General features: G+C 60.4%; 15 protein-coding genes. 3 read left to right on the top strand and 12 right to left on the bottom strand.

Features of this window, described 5'->3' with window-relative positions:
• Positions 1–83: 83 nt before the first annotated feature.
• The 9 genes from AB0H12_RS27860 to AB0H12_RS27820 form a co-directional block, all read right to left on the bottom strand.
• Positions 84–758: a replication-relaxation family protein gene (locus tag AB0H12_RS27860; RefSeq protein ID WP_499626683.1), complete on the bottom strand. Its 675-nt coding sequence runs from the start codon at positions 756–758 to the stop codon at positions 84–86.
• 208 nt (positions 759–966) lie between these two features.
• Positions 967–3,246, bottom strand: a complete 2,280-nt coding sequence (locus AB0H12_RS27855; protein WP_499626682.1) for a type IV secretory system conjugative DNA transfer family protein — start codon at positions 3,244–3,246, stop codon at positions 967–969.
• Between the two features lie 314 nt (positions 3,247–3,560).
• The gene (locus AB0H12_RS27850; RefSeq protein ID WP_499626681.1) at positions 3,561–3,722 is read right to left on the bottom strand and encodes a hypothetical protein; all 162 of its coding nucleotides are present in this window, start codon (positions 3,720–3,722) and stop codon (positions 3,561–3,563) included.
• Positions 3,706–3,981: a hypothetical protein gene (locus AB0H12_RS27845; protein ID WP_499626679.1), complete on the bottom strand. Its 276-nt coding sequence runs from the start codon at positions 3,979–3,981 to the stop codon at positions 3,706–3,708. The genes AB0H12_RS27850 and AB0H12_RS27845 overlap by 17 nt, the downstream gene beginning before the upstream one ends.
• Positions 3,978–4,355: a hypothetical protein gene (locus AB0H12_RS27840; RefSeq protein WP_499626678.1), complete on the bottom strand. Its 378-nt coding sequence runs from the start codon at positions 4,353–4,355 to the stop codon at positions 3,978–3,980. Before AB0H12_RS27840 ends, AB0H12_RS27845 begins: the two co-directional genes overlap by 4 nt.
• A gap of 659 nt (positions 4,356–5,014) precedes the next feature.
• Positions 5,015–5,389, bottom strand: a complete 375-nt coding sequence (locus AB0H12_RS27835; protein WP_499626676.1) for a hypothetical protein — start codon at positions 5,387–5,389, stop codon at positions 5,015–5,017.
• A 12-nt stretch (positions 5,390–5,401) separates the two neighbouring features.
• Positions 5,402–6,394, bottom strand: coding sequence for a hypothetical protein (locus AB0H12_RS27830; RefSeq protein ID WP_499626675.1), 993 nt, complete (start codon positions 6,392–6,394; stop codon positions 5,402–5,404).
• 221 nt (positions 6,395–6,615) lie between these two features.
• Complete coding sequence (locus tag AB0H12_RS27825; RefSeq protein ID WP_499626673.1) at positions 6,616–6,807, bottom strand: DUF397 domain-containing protein; 192 nt, start codon at positions 6,805–6,807, stop codon at positions 6,616–6,618.
• Entirely contained in the window at positions 6,804–7,631 is an 828-nt protein-coding gene (locus AB0H12_RS27820; RefSeq protein ID WP_499626671.1) for a DUF5753 domain-containing protein, read from the bottom strand. Before AB0H12_RS27820 ends, AB0H12_RS27825 begins: the two co-directional genes overlap by 4 nt.
• A gap of 390 nt (positions 7,632–8,021) precedes the next feature.
• On the opposite strand from AB0H12_RS27820, the gene AB0H12_RS27815 reads away from it, so the two are divergent.
• Positions 8,022–8,252 carry a hypothetical protein gene (locus tag AB0H12_RS27815; RefSeq protein WP_499626669.1) on the top strand — a complete coding sequence of 77 codons (231 nt, stop codon included), beginning with the start codon at positions 8,022–8,024 and terminating at the stop codon, positions 8,250–8,252.
• A 542-nt stretch (positions 8,253–8,794) separates the two neighbouring features.
• A complete protein-coding gene (locus AB0H12_RS27810) occupies positions 8,795–9,019 on the top strand; it encodes a transcriptional regulator (protein WP_499626667.1) in 225 nt (74 codons plus the stop codon).
• A 366-nt stretch (positions 9,020–9,385) separates the two neighbouring features.
• Here AB0H12_RS27810 and AB0H12_RS27805 read toward each other — a convergent pair whose 3' ends face one another.
• On the bottom strand, positions 9,386–9,589 hold the full coding sequence (locus AB0H12_RS27805; RefSeq protein WP_499626666.1) for a hypothetical protein: 204 nt from the start codon (positions 9,587–9,589) through the stop codon (positions 9,386–9,388).
• Positions 9,590–9,862: 273 nt separating this feature from the next.
• Between AB0H12_RS27805 and AB0H12_RS27800 the strand changes: the two genes are divergently transcribed.
• On the top strand, positions 9,863–10,234 hold the full coding sequence (locus tag AB0H12_RS27800) for a histone-like nucleoid-structuring protein Lsr2 (RefSeq protein WP_499626664.1): 372 nt from the start codon (positions 9,863–9,865) through the stop codon (positions 10,232–10,234).
• A 135-nt stretch (positions 10,235–10,369) separates the two neighbouring features.
• On the opposite strand, the gene AB0H12_RS27795 is transcribed toward AB0H12_RS27800, so the two are convergent.
• Positions 10,370–10,912, bottom strand: coding sequence for a hypothetical protein (locus AB0H12_RS27795; RefSeq protein ID WP_499626663.1), 543 nt, complete (start codon positions 10,910–10,912; stop codon positions 10,370–10,372).
• 112 nt (positions 10,913–11,024) lie between these two features.
• Positions 11,025–11,618: a PIN domain-containing protein gene (locus AB0H12_RS27790; RefSeq protein WP_499626661.1), complete on the bottom strand. Its 594-nt coding sequence runs from the start codon at positions 11,616–11,618 to the stop codon at positions 11,025–11,027.
• Positions 11,619–11,666 lie beyond the last annotated feature (48 nt).

Here is an 11,666-nt window from a genome sequence, read left to right as displayed (position 1 = left end):
ACGACCCGAAGCCCTTCGTCTGGACCAAGACCGCCGACGAGATCCTCGACAACCTCGCCCGATACTGTCAACGAATCAACGACTCAGGACACTAGCTCGCCATACCGGCGGGCGCTCGGCACAATCCACAGCACATGCGGGAAGACTTCGTTGCGCGCCTGCTCGGTGCCACTACGCCAATAATCGACGTAGCGGGCCAGTTGGCGCTCAAGGGCGGGGACGTGCTCGGTATCGCGGTCAATCTCAAGAAACCAGTCTTCTTCCCATTCGTCTGAGGCCAACCGCACAAAGGCATCCGACTTGAGCGTGGCTCGACCACCCATGCCACTGACGTAGTAACGCCATGACTTCGGTTCGGCGGTATAGTCCATGACCTTGAGGCCGCCGAGACGTTCGTTCTCAACCAGTCGCACGTACCACTCCATAACTTCGAGCGTGTGCTCAAGGAACAAGTGAGACAGCGGCCACGGCTTACGAACGGCTTTATCTATGTCAGGGTTCGCTAGCTTGATACCAGCCACATCGAGGCTATAGACGTTTCCAGCGCTACCGCCGCCGTACCCACCGGGCGCACGCTCAAGGCGGGTGACAACCCGCAGGTCGGTAAGCTTCCTCAGAGAACGCTGGGCCATGCGCGCATTGGAGCGGGGCGACGCATTGGTGAAGTGAAGCCGCTGCAATTGGCGCGCGGTAGCTGCTCTCCCGCGCGCCAAGGTGTCGATGATTTGGCGTTCTGGGTCCGTCAACTTTTTCGCCAACGAAGATAGCCGAGCCGCAGTAATGCGAGCGAGGCGGGGCGTAGGGGTGGGTTCGGGGGTGTGGGCCGATGAGGGTGATGAAGGAGTGAGCGTCATAGGACACTCCGTAGATGCAAGGGAGCCCTTGCAGCTAGCGGCCCCTGTACCACTCCTGACCAGCCCAAACGGCTTGCCGTAGCGCAGGCGAAGCGACCGACGATGCGACACTTCATGACGACCTCCGCCGCCGGTTGCTGGTCGGCTGGGCGGCCTGCGGTTCGTGCCGCTGCCGAATGGCCTGCTCAACTTCGGCCGGGTCAAGGCCGTAGCCGTGACGAATGACGGCCAACATCTCGTCTTCGTTCCTCATGAGCGCTTCAGCTAGCGGCCGGGTACGGATAGAAACGGGTGGGGCGGTTTGGTCACCGGCCATGAGTGAGGCGATAGCTTCGCGTGCACCGAGGCCCTGAACGTCTTCCACCGTCACCCCGCCAATCTCACGTGCCATATAGACGGCGTCCGCGTGACCGCTAGCCATAACGAGCTTCGAGCGAGCATGAGCGGTCACGGCAGCGAGTAGGCCGGGTGAAAGCTGCGTCACGGTCTGGTTAGCGAACACCAGCCCGAGGCCGTAGCCGCGCGCCTGAGAGAGCATGTTGTCAATGCTGGTCGGCAGGTGCGTGTAGTCCTGCCACTCATCGGCATAGAGCAGCGCCGTCCGCCGCTTCTCCTGGGGGATCGTGGCCCGACTGGTGGCCGCTTGCCAGATGCTCTGGAAGATGAGCGAGCCGAGGAGATTGACCGTCTCTTGCCCCAGTAGCCCAGTGTTGAGCGAGACCAAGAGGATTTTGCCGTCGTTGAGCACATCGCGGAACGTCCACCGCGGACTCGGTACACCGACGAGATGACGCAGGTTGGTACGGGTAATCCAAGGCCGAACACGGGTCAGGATGGGTGCGGCGATGGTAGCGCGTTCGGCGGGCGTGAGGCTTTCGAACTGCGCCCAGAACGACCGCAGTACCCAGCCGTCCTCACCGAGGCGCGCGACCGCTTGCCGCCGGTAGCCGTCATCACCGAGGAGCAAGGGCAACTCGGTGAGCGCGGCGTCCGGCTGTCGGGCCAGGGTTTGCAGGGCGTTGTAGAGCACGTCACCCAGGCGCGGTCCCCAACTAGTAGAGAGCTTGTTGAAGACGCCGTAGACCTCATCGGCTACCAGCTCGCGGTCAGGTTCATCGAGCCGCAAGGGGTTGAGGCCGACCAGGACGTCACGGGCTGGGTCGAGCACGATGACGTCCTGCCGCCTGTGCTCAGGGATGCGCCGCAGCACGTCACCCACCAAGTCGCCCTTGGGCTCAATCAAGATGACAGCGGGTTTTGCGGGTGAGGCAATGTCTTGCAGCATCATGTTGGCAAGCAGCGTGGACTTACCCGCACCCGTCTTACCGGTTACCCACGTGTGCGTCTTGGCCTGGGTCAGCGACTGCGCCACCGGGCGAAGCTCACCAGCCGCCAGGCCGTCACCGAGGACGCGTCCGGTTCGCTCTAGCTCCGGGGCGGGTGCGAACCAGCGCGACCGACGCACGTTAAGGCCCGGTACGTTCGGCCGACCAAGCGGCCACCCCAGCACGGGAGTCAGCTCGGCGGCGTTGAGCAGAGCAGACCACCACCCTGGCGTTTGGCGGGCCGAGGCCCGCTTAGCGACGCGGGCCTGGCTCATCATGCGCGGCTTGAGCAAGCCACCGGCCGTCTCGGCAACGGCCAGCGCCGACCGCAGCCGCTTCACCAGATGACTTGCTCGTTCACCAGTGGAAGCTGCCGCCACGACGCGGACGCTTGCCAGGTAGAGCGGTTCGGCCAGCTTGGCACGCTGTACGGGAAGCGGGACGGGTTCAGGTTCGGCGGTCTTCTGGTTGAGCGCGTGCTTAGCCAGGGCGCCAAGCACCGAGTCCCCCGCCTTATGCGTCCGGCTTTTGGACGGCCGCGGGCCGGGCCCTACGGGTGCGATAACCCACTGGAGCAGCACGGCCTCGTCCTCCCTTACCGGCTGCAAGGCCGTAAGCAGGGAGCGGCTAACCAGCTCGGGAGCATCGGTACGCAGAAGTCCTGACTCGTCGCTTAGGCCGGACTCAAGGCCGCGCCGGTAGTCGGGACGCACTGCGTCATCCGGCAGTGGCTCAAGGCCCAGGCCGGGAAGCTCAACCAGCAGCCGGGAGCGCACGGGCTCAACCCACTGCTTCGGGACGTGCAAGCGGTGCTTAATGCCAGTGGGGAGGCCCAACGCCTCAACCACCACCGACCGGGCTGACCACGGCCGGTCTTTGGCAAGACCACTCATCGAGCGCAGTACCGCCACCACCTGTTGCGGGGTGGTCTCAACCGGGAACGTCAGCGTGAAGCTCTCCCGGTCGGCGTCCTGGCGCTGGCGCTTCTCGCGCAGCGCGGTTACCAGGCTGACCAAACCGCCGACGCCCAGCAGGGTGACGAGCAGGGTTAGCAGCTCCAGGCTCATGAGGCGTCCTCATCTCGTGACTGCTCGGACTCATCTGCCTGGCGCTGCTTACGATCTCGCTCACTCATGGCGATCTCAACCAGCGCTTTTGTTAGGTCTCTCGTATTAATCTGCTCACGCGGAACAAGCCGCGCAAAGAATCTGCGTCGCCGCTTCATGGGTGCACCCTCCTGATTTATTAACCTCAACGTTTATAACATGATCTTGTTGCGGATCGGAAAATAATCGTGAGGTCAACACAGGTTGGTGCACCGTTTTATGGCTTTATGAAGCCACTCACTTGTTGCAGATTGGAAACCATAAGCTCGTTAGCCTCAACGCAGCCCTTTCGGGCCTCGGAGAACCAGCAGGTAGAGCACGGCCAGACACGTTAGCGTAACCAAAAGTCCAAGGTAGGGCTGGATAACGCCAGCCACATACACCACCAGCAAACCGCCCGCGGACGCCACCACCAGACCCTTAACCAGCTTGGTCATGCCGTACTCCGCCAGGCCGCCGGGACGGCATATCCGCCGGACTCGGGAAGGCCCGCATGATGAGCTGGTGCTCCGCGAGCTGTCCAGCCTGCGCGACGCGCAAGGCGGCTTCGGCCGCTTCTGCCCGTAGGCGCAGCACTTCCAGCTCGGCCCGGTCAGGAGGAGTACGCCGAAGTTCGAGCATCAGGTAATACGCACAAACGGCGGCAGACGCCAGCCCAACCAACAAGCCCAGCAGAAACCAGACCATCTCGATCACCGACCCCGCCTCAGACGCAGCGACTCAATCTCACCGATGGCAAGCGCGGCAAAGGCGTCCGTGATGGCGGTATGTCGGGAGGCTTCGTACTGGTTGCAACGCGCACTAAAGCGGCGCTCGGTGTCCGCCACCATGCCGAGATGGAAGTGGGCTACCTGCGCCACGGCGCTAGCGGCTTCGACCCGCTTAGCCGCAAGCGCAGCTTCGGCTTCGTCCTGGGCAGCCGACACGGCGGCTTCGGCTTCAACGCGGGCGATTGAGGCGACGGCTTCAGCCTCAACGACGTTCAACTCACGGGCCAACTGACGCCCTACGCGAGTGAAGGTGGACGGCATCGGTCCGCCAAAGCGGCGGCTTGGCAGGTTCGCACTCATGATCTTTGACCTCTCTTGCGGAGGACTTGGCCACTGATCAGTGGCGGGTGATGGTGCGTGTCCCAGCGCAAGCAGATCTGATGGTGGTGCGGTGTGCGGGCCCAGAACCGTACGGGTCGCTTCTCGGAGGTGTCAAGAAGACCTTTCAAGATCGCTATAGCACGGCAGCTTAGTGATCGCAAGATGATCAACTACACAATAAAACCCGCCAACGTGACGTTGACGGGTGCAAGACAGATACAAGTCTGCCAGACGGCTATGAGCCGACGCGGATTGATGCGGATTGATGCGGATAAGCATGACAGCGATCAACGCAGGACCGCAAATCAGTACGCCAGAGCCTAGTTGGAGATAAGGGGTGCAGGCCAGGGCGCTTGGATGACTTTGACGGGCATACCGTACATCTCATGCGGATAGCTCGAAGGATCGACCTCTGGCGGAACCATAAAAATTATGACGTCATCGCGCTCGTCAATGGAGTAGGCGATAAGCTCGTTCTGCGCACGCCTCCCTTCGGCATACGCGTCGACGTACTTACGTTCTGCTTGATTCAATTCTCAAGCCTCTCTTGCGACGTGCGAACTACTAACGACTTCATTTTGCGCCCATTGAACGCCTCACTACTATATTATGAATAAATCTTTATGTATAGTCTCAAATTATACCGGCTGGACTATGACTTGGAGGCCAAGAGCCGCCACAGCGACAGCCATGAACGCTATAGAGGTTATAAGAAAGCGGCCGGAGCGATTCAATTTATCGAGTGCTTCTGCAAGCTTCGCTAGTCCGCCAAAATCAACGATGCTACGCTGCGGCTGATTACCCTGCCCGACTGGTATTTCAGCTTTCGAGCTATCTTCCACAACGGCACCACGGACCGCTGCGGTCGCCTTTCGGTCAGTGAAGGCAAAGAGTACTCCCAGCCCGAGTGTCACTGCGGAGAAGACGAGGTTTACAGCGATCACAAAGTCAATCAAGTCAATATTGGGGAACGGACCGAAAAGGATGAAGAAGATTCCGAAGAGAGACCGCATAGTCCACCTGCCCTACTCCCTTAGTTCAGCATCACCCAGAGCCTTAAATTGAAATTCCGCGTCTTGGACTACGGAGTAAGTGAGCGGATCGCCCGAGACTATGTGACCTACAAGCTCATCCAGCTCGTTATAGACCATCGCACCAGAGTCTCCATCTCGTGAAATAGAAGGCATGACGGTAGTTGCTTCGGCCCACGTGCCATAACCTGGCAACGAAACTTTCGCGCCAAAGAATTCCACCGCCCCCCAACGGCCTTGAGTGTTCGCTCCGTGCGAGACAAGAACCTCGTGGCGCCTCTTGACAGCCGCCACCCCTTCGCATCGGGGGATCACGAATTCGTCGTCCGCTATGGATTCGAGAAGATCAATGACTGCAATATCAGCAGTCGCCTTATCGGACTGCCGAAGGCCGTCGTGCAGTGGATCTATTGTCGCGCGCACGAAGCCAATCAGGTTTCTGTGATCGTCGTAAGCCGGTTCGTTCTTCACAGTGGCATGGCCAGCAGTCGTAATACTGCGCGGAAAATCCTTCATTGAAATACGAGCACCAAGAGTCGCTGAGTTTCCAGCACATCTAACTCCGCCGCCAGGTCCACAAAGTGGTTTCGGACTTTTGATAGCAAGTATTGTTACCGACTCGGCCCAGTCCCCAACATATGACGCGATGCCCTCGCGCGCTTGCCGGAAAGCGAGTTCCAACCGCGATGCTTCACCGGAGGCTGGAGAGATATATTCATACGGTGTAGTTCCGGCCAGATACACGGATGCATGTCCTGCACCTCTCTGGACAATAGGCCAATCGGAGGCACTTTCTAGCATGAATCCCGGTCGCGGTTCTTCCTTACCGAAGGCGTAGCCAGCCCCGATGATGAGCCCCGTGAAAACACCTGCAAAAGATGCTTTCCCGCCAATCTCAGGAAGTCGGAGTCCTACTAGTTTCTTCATCAATTCAACTTGAGAGAAGAGTCTCTCATCAAGTGATCTTACGTAGTCAGATGGCAACATCTCCCGAGCATAGGCGTGAGCGTGGAGTCTCGCATGTTCTTGACCCGTCCATGAGTAGATGCTCTCGGACCAGAACGTCGCGACGGAGTGAGTTGATCAAAGTGGACGTTCCTCGGTCCGGAAGCGTTGATCTAGTACGCCCGGTCATCGCAAGTGAACCTGGAAGCCAAACGGGCGGCCCGATAGGACCGCCCGTCTGGTTACGCTGAGCCTGTGCTCGACTACCGCTTGAAGCTCCGACTGAAGCTCAACCATGCTGCTGTCGAGAACGTCAGCCGCTCACCGTCCGGCTTCTTGGAGTCACGAACGCCGGTGGTCTCCTGACCTACTGCGACCTCGACGCACTGCGCCCCGCTACCCCCGCTCCGGCTGCTCTTGCGCCAGGCGCGCCCGGTGGTCTCATCCAAGCTCATTGATCCGCCCCATCAGGTGCGTCGCGGGTCTCGTCTTCCGTGAGGGCCCGCTGGTCGGCCTGCTCGAACGCGGCGACGTACGCGCCGGTCGTCCTGTAGTAGTCGGCGCCGGTCAAGGTCTCCGCGTAGGCGATCTGGACTTGGGCCGGTTCGATGTAGAGCAACGTGAATGGTGTGCTGATTCCGGTCGCGCCGCCGCTGGCGAACGGCAGCAGCCGGATGGACACGTGCGGCAGCTGGCCGAACTCCAGCAACCGCTGGAGTTGCCGCTTGAGCACGCCTGGGCCGCCAACCATCCACATGAGCGCGGGTTCACCGAGGATGGCGGTAACGGTGGTGCCAACCGCTTGGCGTACCCGCTCGCCGCGCTGCTCGCGGGCTTCGGCCCAGCTATCCACCTGCCCACCCAGCACTACCGGCGAGGTGAGGAACTGGGCACGGGCGAACTCGGCGGTCTGGAACAAGCCAGGCACTTCGCCGTAGATCATGCGAATCTCGGCAGCCGCTCGCTCAAAGGCGACGTACTGCCGTGCCGTGTCCGGTACCCGCTCGGGTGCACTCTGACGTCGAGCTGCTGTCGCGAGCTGGCGCAGCTCGGTCGCCTCCTGGCCGGTCACGCGGTAGAGCGTGATGAGCGCTTCGACCTCTTTGGGCTTGAGCGCGTACTGGCCGTTCTCGACCTTCGACAGCTTGCCGCGATACCAACGGAGCTGGTCATCGTTCGTCGCCTCGACCTCTGCGAAGCCAGCGGCTACCCGGAGCTGCCTCACCTTGGCACCGAGGATCAGCCGCTGAACGACGGGGCCAAGATCAGGCGCGTCCATGCTGGCCAGTCTGCCGTACGGCAGGTAGATGCCGTTAGGGAGTATCGCGCAGCGTCACCAACAGAGTCTCTAAAGTCACCCGATTGCGCGCGTCTCCAACAGAGTCTCTGTCGTAGTCTCTGAACTGCTGGCAGGGCGACACGGGCGGCCAAGGGCGTTGAGGCTAGTGGTCTCGCGCACCCACCTCCGTCCAGGCCCTCGCGGTTCATGCCCCGAACAGTCGCCCTGCCAGCCCTGGCGTAAGGAGGCGTGTTGCATGTTGTTCGCGCTTATGGTCGCGCTGACGGGAGCTGGTGCCGTCGCGGCAACGCTTTGGATGAGAAGTCGAGTCCGCCGGTGTGGTTGCGCTGGCTGTCGTGCCGCTTTCCCTCGGGCTTTTCGGAGCCAGCCATGACCACGCTCGGGCTGTGGGTGCCAGCTTCGGCCTGTCCGCACCGAGGCGGCGACCTGTTCTTGCAGGTCTGGTCCGAAGACCAGGCGATCTTTCAGTGCCGCCTCTGCGGCTCGGTTTGGGACCACCGCACCGTTCCGGAGAGCGTCGCAGAACGGGTAAATGAAATTTTCCAAGCCGGCAAATTCGCGCCGATGGCGCAGCTGCTCGGACTCATGGTCTCGCCATGACCGATGACCCGCCAACCGAGCACCTGCTTATCCAACAGTACTTGAACTACGCGGATCATAGTCGGGTCTGCGCGAATTGCCTCGCGCTCAAACACACTTTCCGCGTCCCGGCGGTGGAAGACGTTGAACTGCCTGTCACGGGGGACCGCTTCGGCATGTGGACATGGCGGTGCAACTGCCCGGACTGCCGCTGTCCCGCTGTCCTTGCGACCACCGGCCCACCGATGGGGCCGGACGTAGAAGCAACACCATCTCACGGAAAGAGTGACTAGATACATGCAAAGCGACGTTGGCGTCCGTGTCCGCACGAGCGCCGAGATTGACTCAAGCTGCACCATTGAGTACGAGGTTACGGGCAGTCAGGCGTTCTTCTCGTTCGCGGACGGGACGGTTGCCCTACACTTCACGGATGAGCAGGCGTTCAGGAATTTCATGCGAGAGGCGATGAACGTCTTGGCTACGTTCGGCCTTAGCTCTGGTGAAGCCGCGGGGCGCAACAGCTAAGGGCGCACGCTCATGCCTCTCGAGGCTAGGAGGTGGCCGTGCCGTACACGGTCCGGCTCCGAACAGCGAGCTTCACCAAGGCGGTGGCGCTCGCCGGTATCACGAGTGATTACGCCTTAGCCAAGAGAATGGGCGTTAACCGATCCACGGCGATGCGGGTGCGGACCGGCCAGTTGCAACCTGGCGCGGCGTTCATCGCCGGGGCGCTGGTGGCACTCGCCCCGATGCAGTTCGATGACCTCTTCGAGGTCGTGACCGTGTAGCGGCGCTCAACCCGCCAAGGCCCGATGCCTTGGCGGGTTGTCTTATGTGGACGGCTGACTTGACGAGCTGGGCAAGGCTGGGGCATGACCAGCCCGACCGCCACTCCGTTCGAGCCTTGAGTCCACACCCGGTCGACGCCGCAAGCAACGAGCCTGCCAGCGCACCAGCCCAGGCTTCACGCTCTACGACTGCCACCCAGCCATGTGCCAGGCCCGTACCGGCAAAGGTGCCTGTGAGCACCAGCCAGGTGACGTACTCGCGGTCTCGGTACGTGAGCAACTTGACGTACGGTGCGCGCGGTCCCTGCATGACGAGCCTCCCTGATACCGGGTTATCGCCGCTACCGGGATCAGGGGTTACGCCAACTACCCTCCCCGAGGGTTGTGCTCGCTGTACGTGTCCAGTGCTCGGTTCAGCTCGTCGTCAGTCGCCAGTTCGTCCGCCACCACCAAGGCGACGCCCGCCAGGCCCTCCGGGTCGAACGCACTCAACACGGCGTGCGCGATGGCCGCGTAGCGGTTGGCTACGAGATCAGGCGGCAGCTTGAGTGTGCCGGTGCGATGGTCCATGCCGCTTAAGCGTGGCCGTAGACCATTGGTCCAGCAAGGGCTCGGACCAGTGGGGCGACGAGCCTCGCCGTTCACCCGGTGACATAAGCGCTTTGTTTCCGATCAGAAAATATTAAGATTTTTTGGTTTCAAGTATTGGCTTCACGAAGCCTTAAACAGCATAAGTGTCTATCGAAAAGTTGCCATTTCGATCACGCTAATGCTTGCACAGCCTCAAACTATGAGTTAAAAACGATCACGGCCGCCAGCAAACAAACCATTGGAGGGAATGCAATGGCACGTAAAGTCGTAACTCTCGACGATCTGGATGGAATCAGTGAGGCCGCTGAAACCATCCTCTACCTGTGCGACGGTCAGTATCTAGAAGTTGACCTTTCCGGAGAAAATGCCGCGAAGTTCCGCAAGGTACTCGCTCCCTACATCGCTGTCTCAAGGACGGTTCCAGCAAAAGAAGCCGGTCGGAGGGTACTGTCTAACGGCAGCACGCAGACCGCAGTCAATGCGACAGTGCTGGATGAGATTGACCCAGCCATTGTGCGTGCTTGGGCCATCGAAAACGGCCACGAGATCAGCGACAAGGGCCGGGTACCGCAGAACATCGTGGAAGCCTGGCGGCAAGCGCAGGTAGCAACTAGCGCGTCCTAGCGACGCATAAGGGTCGTAGGCACTTCGGTGCTTACGGCCCTTTACCATGAGGTCACTCGGGTTACACATCCTCGACCTCGTGGAGGAATAATAACTAATGGAAAACCGCCCAAGGCCGAGGCCCTGGGCGGTAAGTCATGCGGCCTGAACGGAGGCTAGACGTTGACGCCGCCACAGACGCGCAAGTCGGTCGATGGTATGGCGCTCCTTCCGGTTTGTACGTTCGATCGCCTCGGGGTCCATCTTGCAGGTGGAAATATCGGGCAATTGGTCCCAGGGCACTTCAATGGTCGGGTCGAATTCAGCTCGAATCATCCACAAAGTATCGACACAGTAGTACGGCAGGTCGTCCTGATCATCGCCATACTCCTCCCATGACAGTGCCTTTTCGACCAGCCAGGGGACAGCTTGGCGTACCGCTACCCACAATCTCAACACAACTGCGTCCGGCACGTTAAGCCGAACCATAGCAAGCGTCACAGTATGCCAGTTGGCAATCCGCTCATCTACGTCTTGGGCCAGTGCTTCCAGCTCGGCAATGGTGTACTCACGATCAGGCCACCAGGTCAGTCGAGGTTCTCCAGCAGATCGCGGCCGCTCAAGCCAAACCCGAATCTTCTCATCGAGTTCTTCAGCGGTTGAGTCAGCAGCAGGCTCCACCAGACGCAAATGGCGCATTTCAGCTTCCTTTCGTTTGTTCCGGACCACTGGCGCTGGCTTGCGACAATGGACCGGAACAAAAGTGGAGCTGATTGCCGATTATAAACTAATTGGCAGGTTCCTACAAGACTTAGGCTGCTTCGGGAAGCGGCATTGCCTGTTGGGACTCCCCATCGCCAGACCTAAGTCTCAAGACCTGTTCGTCAGTCAACCACGTTGAAAGTAGCCGTGGGATGCCTAGTTTGTCGGCACGATTACGCACCCACCACACCGGCTTTCCCAGGTCTCTCGCCATGTGTGGGAACCCAACAGGCTCCCCAACACGTGTTGGCCAAACCGGGTCACGGAAGTTGAAACCGGAGACAGCTTCTATTTCCCGGATATAGTCACGGCTCACGACTCGACTAGGGTCGTCCGGTTCCCCATAGTACCTGCGCATTCGATGCTCCAGATCCTTCCACTCCCAGCGCCAACGGCCTCGGGAGCGTTTAGGTCTGATAGCGCGCTTCAGGTCGAACAGCAACCACTCGTGTCCGAATGGGTACTCCTCGCGGTACTCGTCGTCGGCTACAACGATTCCGTCGGTACCTTTGGCCAGCGCCAGTGCTGTGAGGTCAGCCTTTTGCCCCTTAGGGGCCAGGTAGAGCCGTCCTTGCTCGATCAGCTTCTCGAAGTTCAGCCGGTCAGAGACGTGGACGATATCCAAAAGTTCTGGATCGCCCACATACCGCACCTTGCAGTATGAACCTGGCCTCAGCCACGCCGTCAGGGA

The sequence above is a fragment of the Actinosynnema sp. NPDC023794 genome, from assembly GCF_040639675.1.
In the GTDB taxonomy this organism is placed as follows: Bacteria; Actinomycetota; Actinomycetes; order Mycobacteriales; family Pseudonocardiaceae; genus Actinosynnema; species Actinosynnema luteola.
Note: the sequence above shows the minus strand (reverse complement) of the source record. Positions and strands in the feature narration are given on the sequence as shown.

What these genes read in the sequence shown, in the direction of transcription:
- AB0H12_RS27855 (WP_499626682.1), bottom strand. Translation starts at nt 3,246, where the DNA reads ATGAGCCTGGAGCTGCTAACCCTGCTCGTCACCCTGCTGGGCGTCGGC.
- AB0H12_RS27850 (WP_499626681.1), bottom strand. Translation starts at nt 3,722, where the DNA reads ATGACCAAGCTGGTTAAGGGTCTGGTGGTGGCGTCCGCGGGCGGTTTG.
- AB0H12_RS27840 (WP_499626678.1), bottom strand. Translation starts at nt 4,355, where the DNA reads ATGAGTGCGAACCTGCCAAGCCGCCGCTTTGGCGGACCGATGCCGTCC.
- AB0H12_RS27835 (WP_499626676.1), bottom strand. Translation starts at nt 5,389, where the DNA reads ATGCGGTCTCTCTTCGGAATCTTCTTCATCCTTTTCGGTCCGTTCCCC.
- AB0H12_RS27830 (WP_499626675.1), bottom strand. Translation starts at nt 6,394, where the DNA reads ATGTTGCCATCTGACTACGTAAGATCACTTGATGAGAGACTCTTCTCT.
- AB0H12_RS27825 (WP_499626673.1), bottom strand. Translation starts at nt 6,807, where the DNA reads ATGAGCTTGGATGAGACCACCGGGCGCGCCTGGCGCAAGAGCAGCCGG.
- AB0H12_RS27820 (WP_499626671.1), bottom strand. Translation starts at nt 7,631, where the DNA reads ATGGACGCGCCTGATCTTGGCCCCGTCGTTCAGCGGCTGATCCTCGGT.
- AB0H12_RS27815 (WP_499626669.1), top strand. Translation starts at nt 8,022, where the DNA reads ATGACCACGCTCGGGCTGTGGGTGCCAGCTTCGGCCTGTCCGCACCGA.
- AB0H12_RS27805 (WP_499626666.1), bottom strand. Translation starts at nt 9,589, where the DNA reads ATGGACCATCGCACCGGCACACTCAAGCTGCCGCCTGATCTCGTAGCC.
- AB0H12_RS27800 (WP_499626664.1), top strand. Translation starts at nt 9,863, where the DNA reads ATGGCACGTAAAGTCGTAACTCTCGACGATCTGGATGGAATCAGTGAG.
- AB0H12_RS27795 (WP_499626663.1), bottom strand. Translation starts at nt 10,912, where the DNA reads ATGCGCCATTTGCGTCTGGTGGAGCCTGCTGCTGACTCAACCGCTGAA.